Source organism: Amycolatopsis sp. La24, assembly GCF_029087445.1.
GTDB lineage: Bacteria > Actinomycetota > Actinomycetes > Mycobacteriales > Pseudonocardiaceae > Amycolatopsis > Amycolatopsis nivea.
Genome location: NZ_JARACH010000022.1, coordinates 58,161 through 73,403, shown reverse-complemented (window position 1 = coordinate 73,403; position 15,243 = coordinate 58,161). Strand labels below are relative to the sequence as shown.

At 68.2% G+C, this 15,243-nt stretch carries 14 protein-coding genes; 8 read left to right on the top strand and 6 right to left on the bottom strand.

The genetic code is table 11. The features are described 5' to 3' along the window. Window positions 1-164: 164 nt before the first annotated feature. The 4 genes from PUT80_RS21805 (at window position 165) to PUT80_RS21790 (ending at window position 4,880) form a co-directional block, all read left to right on the top strand. A complete protein-coding gene (locus tag PUT80_RS21805; RefSeq protein WP_275293283.1) occupies window positions 165-1,808 on the top strand; it encodes a discoidin domain-containing protein in 1,644 nt (547 codons plus the stop codon). Between the two features lie 9 nt (window positions 1,809-1,817). Next, window positions 1,818-3,053 (top strand): MFS transporter, encoded by a 1,236-nt coding sequence (locus tag PUT80_RS21800; RefSeq protein WP_037810198.1) that lies wholly within the window; start codon window positions 1,818-1,820, stop codon window positions 3,051-3,053. Then, the gene (locus tag PUT80_RS21795; protein WP_275293282.1) at window positions 3,050-3,994 is read left to right on the top strand and encodes a hypothetical protein; all 945 of its coding nucleotides are present in this window, start codon (window positions 3,050-3,052) and stop codon (window positions 3,992-3,994) included. Before PUT80_RS21800 ends, PUT80_RS21795 begins: the two co-directional genes overlap by 4 nt. Before the next feature lie 67 nt (window positions 3,995-4,061). After that, on the top strand, window positions 4,062-4,880 hold the full coding sequence (locus tag PUT80_RS21790; RefSeq protein WP_037810202.1) for an alpha/beta hydrolase: 819 nt from the start codon (window positions 4,062-4,064) through the stop codon (window positions 4,878-4,880). Window position 4,881: 1 nt separating this feature from the next. On the opposite strand, the gene PUT80_RS21785 is transcribed toward PUT80_RS21790, so the two are convergent. From PUT80_RS21785 to PUT80_RS21770, 4 genes are read right to left on the bottom strand one after another with little or no spacing between them, the layout of a single operon-like run. Further along, window positions 4,882-5,652, bottom strand: a complete 771-nt coding sequence (locus PUT80_RS21785; protein ID WP_037810204.1) for an ATP-binding cassette domain-containing protein — start codon at window positions 5,650-5,652, stop codon at window positions 4,882-4,884. Then, a complete protein-coding gene (locus tag PUT80_RS21780; protein ID WP_037810205.1) occupies window positions 5,649-6,677 on the bottom strand; it encodes an ABC transporter permease in 1,029 nt (342 codons plus the stop codon). Before PUT80_RS21780 ends, PUT80_RS21785 begins: the two co-directional genes overlap by 4 nt. After that, complete coding sequence (locus tag PUT80_RS21775; protein ID WP_037810206.1) at window positions 6,674-7,675, bottom strand: sugar ABC transporter substrate-binding protein; 1,002 nt, start codon at window positions 7,673-7,675, stop codon at window positions 6,674-6,676. The genes PUT80_RS21780 and PUT80_RS21775 overlap by 4 nt, the downstream gene beginning before the upstream one ends. A 29-nt stretch (window positions 7,676-7,704) precedes the next feature. After that, window positions 7,705-8,577 (bottom strand): sugar phosphate isomerase/epimerase, encoded by an 873-nt coding sequence (locus PUT80_RS21770; protein ID WP_275293281.1) that lies wholly within the window; start codon window positions 8,575-8,577, stop codon window positions 7,705-7,707. Between the two features lie 100 nt (window positions 8,578-8,677). On the opposite strand from PUT80_RS21770, the gene PUT80_RS21765 reads away from it, so the two are divergent. Both PUT80_RS21765 and PUT80_RS21760 read left to right on the top strand, forming a co-directional pair. Continuing rightward, window positions 8,678-9,670: a LacI family DNA-binding transcriptional regulator gene (locus tag PUT80_RS21765; protein WP_275293280.1), complete on the top strand. Its 993-nt coding sequence runs from the start codon at window positions 8,678-8,680 to the stop codon at window positions 9,668-9,670. Between the two features lie 14 nt (window positions 9,671-9,684). Beyond that, window positions 9,685-10,686: a Gfo/Idh/MocA family oxidoreductase gene (locus PUT80_RS21760; RefSeq protein ID WP_275293279.1), complete on the top strand. Its 1,002-nt coding sequence runs from the start codon at window positions 9,685-9,687 to the stop codon at window positions 10,684-10,686. A gap of 1 nt (window position 10,687) precedes the next feature. Here the strand turns inward: PUT80_RS21760 and PUT80_RS21755 are convergent, their stop codons facing one another. Next, window positions 10,688-11,284, bottom strand: coding sequence for a TetR/AcrR family transcriptional regulator (locus PUT80_RS21755; RefSeq protein ID WP_275293278.1), 597 nt, complete (start codon window positions 11,282-11,284; stop codon window positions 10,688-10,690). A 61-nt stretch (window positions 11,285-11,345) separates the two neighbouring features. Here PUT80_RS21755 and PUT80_RS21750 point away from each other — a divergent pair, with 61 nt between their 5' ends. Then, window positions 11,346-12,005, top strand: coding sequence for an SDR family NAD(P)-dependent oxidoreductase (locus tag PUT80_RS21750; protein WP_275293277.1), 660 nt, complete (start codon window positions 11,346-11,348; stop codon window positions 12,003-12,005). Window positions 12,006-12,058: 53 nt separating this feature from the next. Beyond that, entirely contained in the window at window positions 12,059-12,562 is a 504-nt protein-coding gene (locus PUT80_RS21745; RefSeq protein ID WP_037810212.1) for a GNAT family N-acetyltransferase, read from the top strand. 479 nt (window positions 12,563-13,041) lie between these two features. Here the strand turns inward: PUT80_RS21745 and asnB are convergent, their stop codons facing one another. Next, entirely contained in the window at window positions 13,042-14,883 is a 1,842-nt protein-coding gene (asnB, locus tag PUT80_RS21740) for an asparagine synthase (glutamine-hydrolyzing) (RefSeq protein WP_275293276.1), read from the bottom strand. Window positions 14,884-15,243 lie beyond the last annotated feature (360 nt).

Here is a 15,243-nt window from a genome sequence, read left to right as displayed (position 1 = left end):
CGCTGATCGGGCGGTCTTGATCGTTTCACGTGCGTTCCGGGCTTGTCGGGGGAAACCGGGCCCGCTACTCTGCCGTTTTAGTTAGGAAACTTTCTTAACGCAACGAGACGCCGCAGAACCGTAACGCCGCCGCCCTGTTCCCGTCCGGCCCGAAGGAGTGCGACGTGTCCTCGTCCCGTGTCCGAAGTCTCGCCCGGTTCGCCTTGCCGGCGGCCGCGGTGGTGCTGCTGCCCGCCGCGGTCTCGCCCGCGCGCGATGCCAGCGCCGCTGCCGCCGATGTGCTGCTGTCCCAAGGAAAACCCGTCAGCACGTCCACGCTCGAGACGTCCACGTTGAGCGGCGAGAACGCCGTCGACGGGAATCTCAAGACCCGCTGGGCCAGTGCGGTCAGCGCCGACGCGCAGTGGCTGCGCGTCGATCTCGGCCAGGCCGCCACGATCCACCGGGTGAAGCTGAACTGGGAAGCGGCGTACGCCAAGAAGTACCGCATCGAGATCTCCGACGACGGCGAGAACTTCAAGTCGATCGCGACGATCACCAGCGGCGACGGCGGTACCGACGACCTCACCGGGTTGTCCGGGCACGGCCGGTTCCTGCGCTTCGTCGGCACTGAGCGCGCCACGAAGTACGGCTACTCCCTGTGGGAGCTTCAGGCGTACGGCACGCCGGACTCGTCCGGTGACACCCAGGCGCCCACCGCTCCGTCGAACCTCGCCGCGGGCGAGATCGGCTCGAACAGCGTCGGGCTGACCTGGGCCGCTGCGACGGACAACGTCGGCGTCAGCGGGTACGAAGTGCTGCGGGACGGCAAGTCCGTCGCCACCAGCGCGAGCACGTCCTACACCGACAACGGCCTCTCGCCGGACACCGACTACACCTACACCGTCCGCGCCAAGGACGCCGCCGGCAACGCGTCGCCGGCCAGCAGCGCGGTCAAGGTGCACACCAAGCCGGGGACCGCGGGCAACACGTTCGTCCTCGCCGCGGCCGGCGACATCGCCGAACAGTGCACCGCCAGCAGCTCAAGCTGCATCCACCCGAAGACCGCGAAGCTCGTCCAGTCGATGAACCCCGCCGCGGTGATCACCATGGGCGACAACCAGTACGACGCCGAGGACACCGGTCTGACGCTCCAGAACTTCAAGGACTACTACGACAAGACCTGGGGCAAGTTCAAGAGCATCACGCACCCGATCCCGGGCAACCACGAGACCTACGACGACAACAAGCCGTTCGAGGCCTACGAGCAGTACTTCGGCAAGATCGCCACGCCGAACGGGAAGCGGTACTACAGCTGGGAAATGGGCAACTGGCACTTCATCGCCCTCGACTCCAACGGCTTCGTCGACGACAAGGACGGCGGCGAGCTCAAGGACACCGACCAGATGAACTGGATCAAGCAGGACCTGGCGAAGAACACCAAGGGCTGCGTCGCGGCGTACTACCACCACCCGCGGTGGAGCTCGGGCGACCACGGCGACCAGCGCGGTTCCAAGCAGCTGTGGGACCTGTTCGCGCAGAACAAGGTCGACCTGATCCTCAACGGCCACGACCACCACTACGAGCGGTTCGTGCCGCAGGACGCGAGCGGCAAGGCGAACCCGGCCGGCCCGGTCGAGATCATCGGCGGCATGGGCGGGGCGAACCCGTACCCGGTCCACTCCGCGCACCCGACCACGGCGAAGCTGCTGAAGGACACCTTCGGCGTGCTGAAGCTGACGATGACCGACAACACCTTCTCCGAGCAGCTGATCGGTCTCGACGGCAAGGTCCAGGACAGCAGCCCGACCTACACCTGCCACAACTAGGGGCCGGTCATGTACATCGCGACAAGCCGTAGTTCGGACGTCGCGGCGGGCACCGACCGGAAGGCCGGCCTGCGCCGGGTGTCGGCGAACGTCGTCGCACTCGGCGCGGTCAGCCTGGTCACCGACATCTCCTCGGAGATGGTGACCGCGGTGCTCCCGCTGTATCTGGTGCTCGGCCTCGGGCTGAACCCGCTGCAGTTCGGCCTGCTCGACGGGCTTTACGCGGGAGCCACCGCCGTGGTCCGCGTGCTCGGCGGGCATCTCGCCGACCGGTGGCGGCGGCTCAAGGCGGTCGCCGGGTTCGGCTACGGCTTGTCCGCGGTGTGCAAGCTCGGCCTCGTCGCGGCCGGTTCGTCGGTCGCGGCGATCGGCGTGGTGCTCGCCGCCGACCGCACCGGCAAGGGGCTGCGCACGGCCCCGCGCGACGCGTTGATCTCGCTCAGCAGCGAGCCCGACACGCTCGGCCGGTCGTTCGGCGTGCACCGCGCGATGGACACCGTCGGCGCGTTCCTCGGCCCGCTCGTCGCGATGGCCGTGCTCGCGCTGAGCCTCGGCAGCTACACGTCGGTGTTCTTCACCAGCTTCTGCATCGCGGGGATCGCGGTCATGCTGCTGGTGTTGTTCGTCCGCGACCACAAGCAGGAAATCGCCGACCGGGCCGCAGTGTCCGTGCGGGCGGCGTTCGGGCTGTTGCGCGAGCGGGGCTTCCGCCGCGTCGCGATCTGGGCGGCGCTGCTGGGGTTCGTGACGCTCGGCGATTCCTTTGTGTACCTGGTGCTTCAGCGGCGCTGGGACGTCGCGGCGACGTTCTTCCCGTTGCTGCCGCTCGGCACCGCCGGGGTGTACCTGGTGCTGGCGGTCCCGCTGGGCAAGCTGGCCGACCGGATCGGGCGCTGGCCGGTGTTCCTCGGCGGGCACGTCGCGCTCGTCGCCGCGCTGATCGCGTTGTGCGGGCCGGTGTCCGGGTTCTGGCTCGCGGCGCTTGCGTTGGGCCTGCACGGTGTGTTCTACGCGGCTACCGACGGGGTGCTCATGGCCGCGGCCGGACCGTTGGTTCCCGCTGACCTCCGGGCGACCGGGCTCGCGGTGGTCCAAACTGGACAGGCTGCCGCCCGGATGCTTTCGTCAGTCCTCTTCGGACTCGCCTGGACGTTGTGGGATCTGCAGCCCGCAGTTCTCGTGGCGGCCGGAGCGCTCGCTGTCGTGGCGCTCGGCGCCGCTTTCGCAAGGCCGGTGCGCAAATGAAAAAGGTTCTTCTCGCCGTTGTCGGAACTGTGGTGCTCGCCGCTGCCGCGGTGGTTTACACCGTTGCCGCGCGGCCCAGCCCGGCCGAGCCCGCGAAGGTGGAGCACCTTTCGCTCGCCCCGGGGCAGTTGTTCTTTCGCAGCACTAAAACGGGCAACGTCGGCGTTGTTCCGCTCGCGAATCCTGGTGTCGCGCCGAAGTTCAGCGATCTGAAGTGCGACCGGTTCGCCGTGTCCGCGTCGACGGGGATGTGCCTTGCCGTGCGACCCGGCACGTTGCCCGCGGTCAGCGATTTCAGCATCCTCGACCGGAATTTCGCCACTACGCACAAGGATTACCTGCCGGGTACCCCGAGTCGCGCGCGCGTTTCGCCGGACGGCAAGCGGGTGTACTGGACGGTGTTCGTCACCGGCGATTCCTATGCCGCCACCGGGTTTTCGACGCGCGCCGGGATTTACCAGCTGGACAACGGCGAACTGGAGAAGACGATCGAGGAGCTGCCGGTCCTGGTCGACGGGAAGCGGTACTTCTCCTCGGACGTCAACTACTGGGGCATCACGTTCAGCAAGGACGGCAAGCGGTTCTACTCGACACTGGGCACCAAGGGCAAGACGTACCTGATCGAAGGCGACTACGACACTTACCGCGGTAAAGCGCTGCGGGAAAACGTGGAATGCCCGTCGCTGTCGCCGGACGAGACGCGGATCGCGTTCAAGAAGAAGGTCGGCGAGGGCGTCTGGCGACTGTCCGTGCTCGACCTCAAGACGATGCGGGAGACCGCGCTCGCCGAAACCCGCAGCGTCGACGACCAGGCGCTCTGGCAGGACGACCACACGATCCTCTACGGACTGGACAACGCCGTGTGGTCGGTGCCCGCAGACGGCACCGGAGCCCCGCGCAAGCTGGTCTCCGACGCCGCGTCGCCGGCCGTCACCCACTGATTCGACATCTCTTTACGTCGTATAGTACCCTCGCGTCCGGCGATACTTTACGACGTAAAGAGATGAGATGGCTGAAGCGACTCTGCACGACGGAACGCGGATCGAAGCGCAGGTGCACGGGGACGGGCCGGTGCTGCTGCTCCCGGTCGACCCCCGGCCGGCGGAAGGACCGGAGGCCGAGGCGGCCCGGCAGTGGGGCGCCGATCCGGAGCTGGGCCGTTCGCTGATCGAGGGATTCGCCGGGTTCCGGGTGGTGGCCTTCGACTACCAGGGGCACCGGATGGCGCATCCGGCCGAGCTGACGCCGGACGCGGTCGCGGCGGACTTCCTCGCCGTGGCAGATGCGGTCGGGGCGGCGCGGTTCTCCTATTACGGGTATTCGTGGCTGGCGCTTTCCGGGTTGCAGCTGGCCTTGCGGACGGATCGGCTGGACGCGCTGGTGATGGGCGGGTATCCGCCGCTGGACGGGCCGTATGCGGCCATGCTCGCGGTGACGCGGGCGACGCACGAGATGGCGCTCGCCGGGCCTACTGCTGAAACCAAAGGCGAGCCGGGGGACTGGGATTCGGTGGACGTCACGTTGTCCACCGGGCAGACGAAGCAGTTCGTGACGCTTTATGAGGCATTGCGGGATTTCGACGACCGGGCGATCGAGCTGTCCTGCCCACGGTTGTGCTTCGCGGGTTCGGAGGACCGGATCGTGTACAGCGAACGGTGGGGCGGGGTAACCGTCGACATCGCCGGGCCGCTGCTGCGCGAGCGCGCCGAACTGGAGGCGCGCGGGTGGACCGTCGAGGTGCTCGACGGCCTGGACCACATGAGCGCGATGCAGGCGGCCGCGGTGCTGCCGGTGGTGCGGCCGTGGCTGGAGAAAGCGGTCTCGTGAGCTATTGCCGCAGCTCGTGTTCCAGCGCCTCCAATTCCGCGCCACCGGCCATCTGCCGCGTCAGCTCGGGCAGCTCGATCTCCGACTTCTCGTAAGACCCGAGCGCCGTGCCGCGTTTGAGCAGCAGGAAGCGGTCGGCTACCGGGTACGCGTGGTGCGGATTGTGCGTGATCAGGACGACGCCCAGGCCTCGGTCGCGGGCCTGGGCCACGTACTTCAGCACCACCCCGGCCTGCTTCACGCCCAGCGCGGCCGTCGGCTCGTCCAGGATCAGCACCTTCGCGCCGAAGTGGATGGCCCGGGCGATCGCGACGCACTGCCGTTCGCCGCCGGACAGCGTGCCGACTGGCTGCTCGACGTCGCGCAGGTCGATGCCGAGGTCGGCGAGGGCCTTCTTGGTCAGCTCCCGGCCTTTGCGCCGGTCCAGGGCGCGGAACGGGCCGAACCCGACGGTCGGCTCGGAGCCGAGGAAGAAATTGCGCCACACGCTCATCAACGGCACCACCGCGAGGTCCTGGTACACCGTGGCGATCCCGCGGTCTAGCGCTTCCCGCGGCGAGGCGAACCGCACCGGTGCGCCTTCGACGAGGAACTCGCCTTCGTCGTGCTGGTGCACCCCGGCGAGGATCTTGATCAAAGTGGACTTTCCCGCGCCGTTGTCGCCCAGCACGCAGGTGACCTCGCCCGCGTTGACCACAGTGGACACTTCGCGCAGCGCGACCACAGTGCCGTACCGCTTGCCGACGTCCTTGACTTCGAGGAGAGCGTTCATCGCCGGACCCTTTCCGCACGCCGCCGCAGAGCGTTGTTGACCAGGACCGCCGCCAGCAGCATGATCCCGAGGAACAGCATGAACCAGTCGTTGTCCCACCCGGCGAACACGATTCCCTGGCGCGCCATGCCGAAGATCAGCGCGCCGATCGCCGCGCCGACGGCCGAGCCGAACCCGCCGGTCAGCAGGCAGCCGCCGATCACCGCGGCGATGATGTACTGGAATTCCAGCCCGATGCCCTGATTCGCCTGGACGCTCGCGAACCGCAGGATGTTGATCGACCCGACCAGCCAGCCGGCCAGCGCGGTGCCCATGAACAGCAGGATTTTCGTGCGCACCACGGGAACGCCGACCGAGCGGGCGCTCGTGGCGGAACCGCCGACCGCGAAGATCCAGTTGCCGAAGCGCGTCCGGACCAGCAGCCACGCGGCCACCGCGATCGCGCCGAGCCACCAGACGATGGAGATCTGGAACGGCGTGCCGCCGACGTCCACAGTGGAGGCGAAGACGAAACCGGCGGACGCGTAGCCGTCGGTCGAGCGCATGCCGGAGACCTGCACGGTGCCGGTCACCAGCCGGGTGACGCCGAGGTTCAACCCTTGCAGGGCAAGAAAAGTGCCGAGGGTGACGATGAAGCTCGGCAGTCCGGTTTTCATCACCAGCCAGCCGTTGAACGCGCCGACCGCCAGCGCGAAGACCAGCGAGACGAGCAGCGCGAGCCACACGTTCCAGCCCGCTTGGGTGGCGAGGATCGCGGTGACCAGCGAGGTGGACGCGGTCATCACGCCCGCCGATAGGTCGAACTCGCCGCCGACCATCAGCAGTGACACCGCCACCGCCATGATGCCCAGCGTCGCCGCGTCGTCCAGCCAGGTCGCGGCTCCGCTCGCGCTGAAGAACTTGTCAGAGGCGAAGGTGAAGAACAGGAAGACCACGACCGCGCCGAGCAGCGCGCCGATTTCCGGGCGGATCACCAGCCGGTCGGTCAGCCGCGGCTTCTCCAGCCGTTCGTCGAGGGTCGTCATCGGGTGCCCCTTTGCACGTACTGGCCGACCTTGTCCACTGTGGATTTGTCGACCAGGTCGGGTCCGGTGAGCACCGGTTTGCCGCCGCCGACGACGTTCGCGTTGTCCCGGTACAGCTTCAGGAACTGCACCGGGAGATAGCCCTGTTCGTATTGCTGCTGGTCGACCGCGAAGAGCACGTCGCCCGCCTTGATCGCGGCCACCACGTCGGAGTTGAGGTCGAACGTGGCGACCTGCGCCTTCGAGTTCACCGACTTGATCGCGCTCACCGCACGGGCGGCGACCTGCGAGTTCAGCGTGAGGACCGCGTCGATCGAGGAATCGGTCTGGACCGCGCCGCGGATGCGGGACTCGGCGTCGGTCGGGTTGGAGATGTCCACCTGCAGCGTCTGCACGGTGCCGGCGAACCCAGTCTTCGCGCCGTCGCAGCGTTGCGCCTGCCCGACGTTCCCGGCCTCGTGGATCACGCACAACAGCTTGTGCTTGCCGAGTTCCTTGAACTTCTTCCCGGCTTCTTCACCCGCGATCGACTCGTTCTGCCCGACGTGGGTGAGCGCGCCGTACGCCGCGCTTTTGTCCTCGCCGGAGTTGATGGTGATGACCGGGATCCCCGCGCGCACCGCGGCCTCAATGGACGGACGCAGCGCCTCGGGGTTCGCCATCGACACCACGAGCCCGCCGGTTTGCTGCGCGACCGCGTTGTCGATCAGCTTCGCCTGCGCGCCCGGATCACCGTCCGAGGTGTATTCCACTTGTACGCCAAGGTCTTTGCCCGCTTGTTCGGCACCGTTCTTCACCACGTTCCAGAACGCGTCGCCCGCGGTGCCGTGCGTGATCACCGAGACCTTCAGCGGCCCGGACGGCGTCGGCGCGGCGGCGGGCGCGGTCGTCTTCGGTTCGGCGGCCGGACCGGTGCACGCCGCCAGCAGCAAGCCCGCGGCCAGCAGGCCCGCCACCGCGCGGCCGGAGCGCCGTGCGCGCTCCCAGCGATGGGACATCGTTGTCTCTCCTCGCTTGTTTTCCAACGTCAGCCGGTGATGGTGCGCAGGTACGAAAGGCTGGCCGCGACGTCGCGGCCAGGGCGGTCCACCGGGCTGTCGTCGCTCAGCGCGGTGTCCTGCTCCAGGACGTACCAGCCGTCGTAGCCCGCTTCCGTGACGGAACGGACCATGGCTTCGATGTCGACGTCGCCCTCGCCGAGCGGCACGTAGAGGCCCTTGCCGACGGCTTCGGCGTACGGGAGCTCGCCTGCCCGGACGGCGTTCGCCAGCTCGCCGCGGACGTCCTTGAGATGCAGGTGCCCGATCCGCTGGGGATGCCGCTGGGCGAGCGCGACCGGGTCGGTGCCGCCGATCAGCAGGTGGCCGGTGTCCAGGCAGAGCGGAAGGTCCGAATCGGCGAGGAAGCGTTCCACCTCGGCCTCGGTTTCCACGTGCGTGCCGACATGCGGGTGCAGAACGGTTTCCAGGCCGTGTTTTGCCGCTATGTCGCGGATCTTGCCCGCCGTGCGGACCAAAGTGGACCATTCGGCGTCGGTGAGGGTGGGCCGTTCGTCGTAGCCGTCGAGGCCGGTTGCCGCGGCGAGGACGAGCATTCCGCCGCCGCAAGCCGCGAAGAGCGCGGCTGAATCTTCGGCTTCGGCAACAGCCGCGTCCGGGTTCTCGTGTAGCGGCACCGCCAGGAAGCCGCCGACGAGGTCGAGCCGATGGCTTTCCAGAAGCTTCTTCAACTCGGCTGGTTCACGCGGCAGATAGCCGGGTGGACCCAGTTCTGTTGCGGTGACGCCCAATTCGGCCATTTCGCCGAGCACCGCCGGGGCGTCGAGCACGCGGCCCCAGCCGGGAACCTCGCAGACTCCCCACGAGATCGGGGCGGCGGCGACGCGGATCTTCGCGGTCATGGATCCCTCTCCGGTCGGGGGACACGCTCTTGATTAGAGCGCTCTAATCTTGTAGCGTCCGACCCGTCGCGTCAAGCGCTTCTCCGGGGAGGTTTTCGAAATGGGGAAGCCCACCATGGAGGACGTCGCCGCGCGAGCCGGGGTCTCGCGGGCCTTGGTGTCGCTCGTGATGCGCAACGCGCCGAACGTGTCGGCGCAGCGGCGCGCGGCGGTCGTGAAAGCGGCCGAGGAGCTGGGTTATTCGCCGCACGTGATGGCGCGGTCGCTGGCGAGCAGGACGTCGACGGTGCTCGGCGTGATGGTGAACGACCTGCGCAACGCCTTCTTCGCCGACGTGGTGGAAGGGCTGGACGCGGCGGCGCAAGCGGCCGGTTTCGACCTGATCCTCAACACCGGCGGGCGGATGCCCTCCCGGGAAGGCGCGGCGTTGCGCAGTCTTCTGTCGTTCCGCCCGGCTGGCGTCGTGCTGTTGTCGCCGGTGGTTCCGGCCGCTGCGATCGAGGCCGCGGCACGGCAGTGCCCGGTAGTGTTGGTGTCACGGACTTCTCGGCTGTCCACTGTGGATACGGTGAACGACGACGGCGAGGCTGGTGCCGCGCTGGCGGTCGAGCATCTGGTCCAGTTGGGACATCGGCGGATCGCGCATCTCGACGGCGGGGGAGCGGCCGGTGCCGCGGCCCGGCGGCGAGGGTTCCGGCAGGCGATGCGGGCGCACGGGCTGGAGCCGATCGTGGTGCGCAGCGAACACACCGACACCGCGGGCGAGAAAGCCGTGCAGGAATTGCTGTCCTCGTGCTCTCCGACCCCGACCGCACTGGTGGCGGGCAACGACTTCAACGCGGTCGGCGCGATCTCGGCGCTCGAGGAACACGGGTTACGGGTGCCGGGTGACGTTTCGGTGGTCGGCTACGACAACACGTCCTTGGCTTCCCTTCGGCATATTTCACTGACCACAGTGGACCAGCCACGCGCGGAAATGGCGCGGCTGGCTTTCGACGCGCTCCTGGAGCGCATCCGCGGTGAACGCACTGAACCGGTGCGGCATCTGCTTCATCCGTCCCTGGTCGTGCGGGAGACCACGGGACCCAACTGAGGAGAGGCGCAGCGATGAGGGTGGGACTGGCAGGAGCCGGCCGGATCGGCGCCGCGCACGCGGAAACGCTCGCGGGATTCGACGAGGTCACGTCGGTGGTCGTCGCGGACGTGGATCCCGCGCGCGCCCAGTCGGTCGCCGCTCGGCTCGATGTCGAGGCGGCCGACGGAATCGACGCGCTGTTCCGGGCTGGTCTCGACGGCCTGGTCATCGCGGCGGCCACGGACGCGCATCCGGAATTGATCATCCAGGCGGTCGACGCGCGGGTACCGGTGTTCTGCGAAAAGCCGGTGGCCGCGGACATCCCGGGCACGCTCGCGGTGATCGACCGGATCGCGGACTCGGACGTCCCGGTGCAGATCGGCTTCCAGCGCCGGTTCGACGCGGGCTATCAGGCCGCGCGGGCCGCGGTGGAGAGCGGCGAACTGGGCTGGCTGCACAGTGTCCGGGCGACCACTTTGGACCCCGCGCCGCCGCCCGCCGCGTATATCGCGCATTCCGGCGGTCTGTTCCGGGACTGCGGGGTGCACGACTTCGACATCCTCCGATGGGTGACCGGCCGGGAGGTCGAGGAGGTGTTTGCCGTGGGGCGCAACAAAGGCGAGCAGTTCTTCACGGACGCCGGAGACGTCGACACCGCAGCGGTCGCGCTGACTCTCGACGACGGAACTCTCGCGACGGTCTCGCTGACGCGCTACAACGGCGCGGGCTACGACGTGCGTTTCGAGGCCCTCGGGTCGCTCGGAAATGCCGTGGTGGGCCTGGACGACCAGGCACCGCTGCGGTCGGTGGAGCCAGGCGTCGAACCGTTGCCGGGACCGGCGTATCCGGGCTTTATGGAACGCTTCCGGACGGCTTATGCCGCTGAACTGCGGGCATTCCTGGATGTTGCCGCCGGGCGAATCCCGTCGCCTGCGGGAGCGGCGGATGCGTTGGAGGCGTTCTACATCGCGGAGGCGTGCGAGGTCTCGCGGAAGGAGAACCGTCCGGTGCGGGTCGCCGAGGTGCGCCGGTAGGTCAAGCTCGCGGGCGAAGCAGCTTCTCCACCAACGTATCCACCAGATCTGCCGGTACCGCCGCCCCGGTGAGTGCACAGTAGACAATCGGCCCCAGCAGAGCGTCCATTGTGGCCTCCGGATCCAGCACGGGAGAAACCTCGCCCGCTTCGGCAGCCAGCGTCAGCATCTCGCGCTCCGCGATCTGCCGCGGCTCCAGGTAACGCTCGTGAAAGCGAGCCGCAGTGCCCACATCGTGCTGCGCTTCGGCCAGCAGGGTGAGCAGGCACTTGCCCGCCGGGTCTTCGGCGAGGAAGTGCGCGAAGTCGCGCAGGTACGCCCGGATGCTGTCGGCCGTCGGCAGTTCCGTCGGCACCGGCAGGCGTTTCTCGCTGTCCTCGATCAGCGTGTCCAGCAGGATTTCGACCTTCGACGGCCACCAGCGGTAGATCGTCTGCTTCGCGACGCCGGCCCGGCGCGCGATCGCTTCGACGGTCAGCCCGCCGAAGCCGTGCTCGACGAGCAGGTCGTCGGCGGCGTGGAGCACCGCCAGGCGAGCGGCCTCGTCGCGCCGGTTGCCGGAGCGTGCCCTGCGGGGCTGGGAATTGACTGCGGGCATACCGGGCACCTTACCGTGCTACTGTCTAGACGTGACGTTGCGTCTAGACAAAGGAGGGGTCATGGCAGCACGCCGGGCAGTGGTGGTCGGGGCTTCGCGGGGCTTGGGATTGGTGCTGGTCACCGAGTTGGACCGGCGCGGGTGGGAGGTCATCGCGACGACCCGCGACGGATCGGTGCCGCGGGAAGGAATGCGGACCGAGCAGTTGGAGATGACCGACGACGCACAGATAACCGCGTTGTGCGAGAGAGTGGACGGCCCGCTCGATCTGCTCTTCGTGAACGCGGCGATCGACCGCGGGAATCTGCCGATCAGCGAAGTGCCCGTCGAGATGTTCGCGGAAGTGATGATCACCAATGCATTGAGCCCGTTGAGAGTCCTCGAAGGACTGCATGGGTTGGTCGCGCCGGGTGGCACGGTCGCGGTGATGTCGTCGGAGCAGGGCAGCGTCTCGATGAACGTCGAACCCGGATACGAGCTGTACAAGGCGAGCAAGGCCGCGCTCAACCAGCTCATGCGCAGCTACGCCACTCGCCACGAGGGCGACGGGCGCACCAAACTGCTCATCGACCCGGGCCACAACCGGACGCGGCTCGGCGGTCCGGACGCGCCGTTGCTGCCGGAGGAAAGCGTGCCCGCGGTCGTCGATGTGCTGGAAGCGCAGGCAGGCGAGCCGGGCTTGCGGTTCCTCGACCGTTTCGGCAAGCCGGTTCCCTGGTAACGACTGGGCCGATCGGGTAGCGCGGGACGGCTTCGCGTGCCAAGCTGCGGGGCGTGCCTGGATCCGGAGAATCCGAGATCGTGCTGATCCCGCTCGACGAGCAGGGGCTGGAGCGGCTTCTGGAAGCCGCGGTGGCCGACGCCGAACCGACCGAGGTCATGCCGCCGGTGGAAGGTCCCGCCGGGTGGACCGAAGCCCGCCGCGAAGCGTTTCTCGCGTTCCACCGCCGGCGATCGCTCAATCCGGACACCGCCATCGAGACGACGTGGGTCGTGGAAGTCGACGGCCGGGTCTGCGGAGCCGCCCGCCTGCGCCCGGTGTCCGGACGGGCCGCGCTGGAGGTCGAGGCCGGAGTGTGGCTCGGCCGCTCGGCGCGCGGCCGCGGAATCGGCCGCAAGGTGACCGCGGTCCTGCTGGACGCGGCCCGCGACGGCGGAGCGGCGAAGTTCGTCGCGACGACCACTGTGGACAACGCGGCGGCCCAGCGACTGCTGAGCGGAGCAGGCGCGGAACTGGACGTGCGCGGCACGGAGATCGACGCACACCTGGACTTCTGACTGCTCGGCTCGGTCCTGCGAGCGGCCGCTGGGGTTTTTCCGGCGGGCGCCGGAATTCCCGCCCCAACCGCCGCCACCCGCCGCGCGATTCGATGTCCGTGAGGGCCACCCTGAGGGAATCAGATTCCCTCGGGGTGGCCCTCACGGACGTTCGCACCGGCCAGGGGCAGCTTCATGCACTGCACTCGCGGGGGTTTCTCGCGCGCGGCCGGCTGGCGAGGTCCGTGAAGGGCTCATTGAGGGAATCAGGTTCCCCCAATGAGTCCTTCACGGACCTCAGCGGGAGGAGCACCCCGGCGCGTGTCATCGGCCGGTGCCCGCAGCGCCCTGGCAAGCGCCGCTGCCGCGAACCCACCGCACACAGCGCTACTGAGAAAGCCCCAATGCCGCATTGGGTGCGCTGAACGCAACCAATGCCGCATTGGGTGCGTCACATGCACCCAATGCGGCATTGGGGCGCTCGCCGGTCGGGCAGGAGGTCAGTTGAGTTCCAGCTCCGGCGAGTACATGTCGAACCAGTGGTGCAGGTCCAGCGCCCGGTCCATGCCGACCCGCTGGGCCTGGCTGATCGCCGCCGGGTCCGTCGCCGCCGACTGCTGCAGCCATTCTCGGCTGACCATCTGGAACAGCGGGTTGTCCTTCTGCGCCAAGGCTTCCTTGACCTGCTCCTGCAGCGCGATCGCGTACCCCGGGTCCTGAGTGGACGGATACGGGCTCTTCACCCGGTCCCGCACCGACGCGGGCAGCACGTGCTTCGTCGCGTGCCGCAGCAGGCTCTTTTCCCGGCCGTCGTAGGTCTTGAGCGACCACGGCGTGTTGTAGACGTACTCGACGAGCCGGTGGTCGCAGAACGGCACGCGGACTTCCAGGCCCACCGCCATCGACATGCGGTCCTTGCGGTCGAGCAGCTGCCGCACGAACCGGGTCAGGTGGAGGTTGCAGATGACCCGCATCCGCGATTCCCTCTCGGATTCGCCGTCCAGCAAGTCCACTTGGGACACCGCGGTGCGGTACTGGTCGTCGATGTAGGAATCCAGGTCGAGCTTCGCGGCGAGGCCCGGTTCGAGCAGCGAAGCACGCTCGTCCATCAGGCTGTTGCGGAACGCCAGCCACGGGAACGTGTCCGCCTTCACCGCGGCCTCGTCGTGGAACCAGCGGTACCCGCCGAACACCTCGTCGGCCGATTCGCCGGACAGCGCGACCGTCGACTCCGCCCGGATCGCCTTGAACAGCAGGTACAACGACGTGTCCATGTCGCCGAGACCCGTCGGGATGTCGCGGGCGCGCAGCACCTTGCGGCGCACCTCGGGGTCGCTCAGGTCGGCCGGGTTCAGCATCACGTCCTGGTGCGCGGAACCGACGAGCTTGGCGACGTCGCGGATGTAGGGCGAGTCGGGGGTGTCGCGCATTTCGTCGGGCTGGAAGTTCTCCTCCTGCCCGAAGAAGTCGACCGAGAAGGTGCGCAGCTGCTCGCCTTCCTCGGCCAGCCGCGCGGCGGCGAGACCGGTGACCGCGCTCGAGTCGAGGCCGCCGGACAGCAGCACGCAGCGCGGGACGTCGGCGACCAGCTGCCGGTGGACGATGTCGGTCATCAGCTCGCGCACGCGCTCGACCGTCGTCTCCTGGTCGTCGGTGTGCTGCTTCGCGTCGAGCTTCCAGTAGGTGCGGGTGTTGATGCCCTCCCGGGTCACCGTCACGACGGTGGCCGGGTCGACCTCGTACATGCCCTTCCACAGCGACCAGCCCGGCCGCTTCGTGAAGCCCATCAGCTCGCGCAGGCCGTCGCTGTCGACCGCCTTGCGCGCCAACGGGTTCGCCAGGATCGCCTTCGGCTCGGAGCCGAACAGGACGCCGTCGCGGGTGGGGTAGTAGTAGAACGGCTTGATGCCCATCCGGTCGCGGATCATCACGAGCTTCTGGTCGCGCTCGTCCCAGATCGCGAACGCGTACATGCCGTTGAGGTGGTCCACGACCTCGGTGCCCCACTGCAGGTACCCGTGCAGCACGACCTCGGTGTCGCTGTCGGTCTCCCAGCGGTGGCCCAGTTTGGTGAGTTCTTCACGAAGTTCGGAGAAGTTGTACGCCTCGCCGCTGTAGACCATCGCGACCTCGCCGTTCGGGGTCTTGACGCTCATCGGCTGGCGTCCGCCCGGCAGGTCGATGATGGCGAGCCGGCGGTGACCGAGAGCGACCGAGCGGCGGACCCAGGTCCCGCGGTCGTCCGGTCCTCGGCAGGCCATGGTCTCGGTCATCGCGTCCGCGATCTCCTGCTGCCGCGTGAGATCCGTGTCGTAGGAAACCCAGCCCGCGATTCCGCACATACGAGCCCTCCCTGAACCTAGTTAGTTAGTTGATACAACTATTGGTTACTCAGGTGTAACACGGACCCCCGAACCTTGTCTGCCCGAATTGCACTCTCTGTCCTTGATCCGCTACCAGCTGTGCCGCAAGTCACCCACCAACTACGGACCGTTACGCGACCCCGCTGACCCGGATGGCGCTTGACGCAGTGGCCCGGGTCACCGGCCGTCAAGATCGCGTAAACGCCCCCAGGTCGCGGCGTCAAGGAGGCGTCAGACGCGGGTGCTCACCCTCCGCGACGACCGCACAGTGGCTCTCGACCGACGGTCGCCCGTGCCGGGTGACCCTTCCTGAGAGGTGCCTCGTGGCGGATTTGCTGT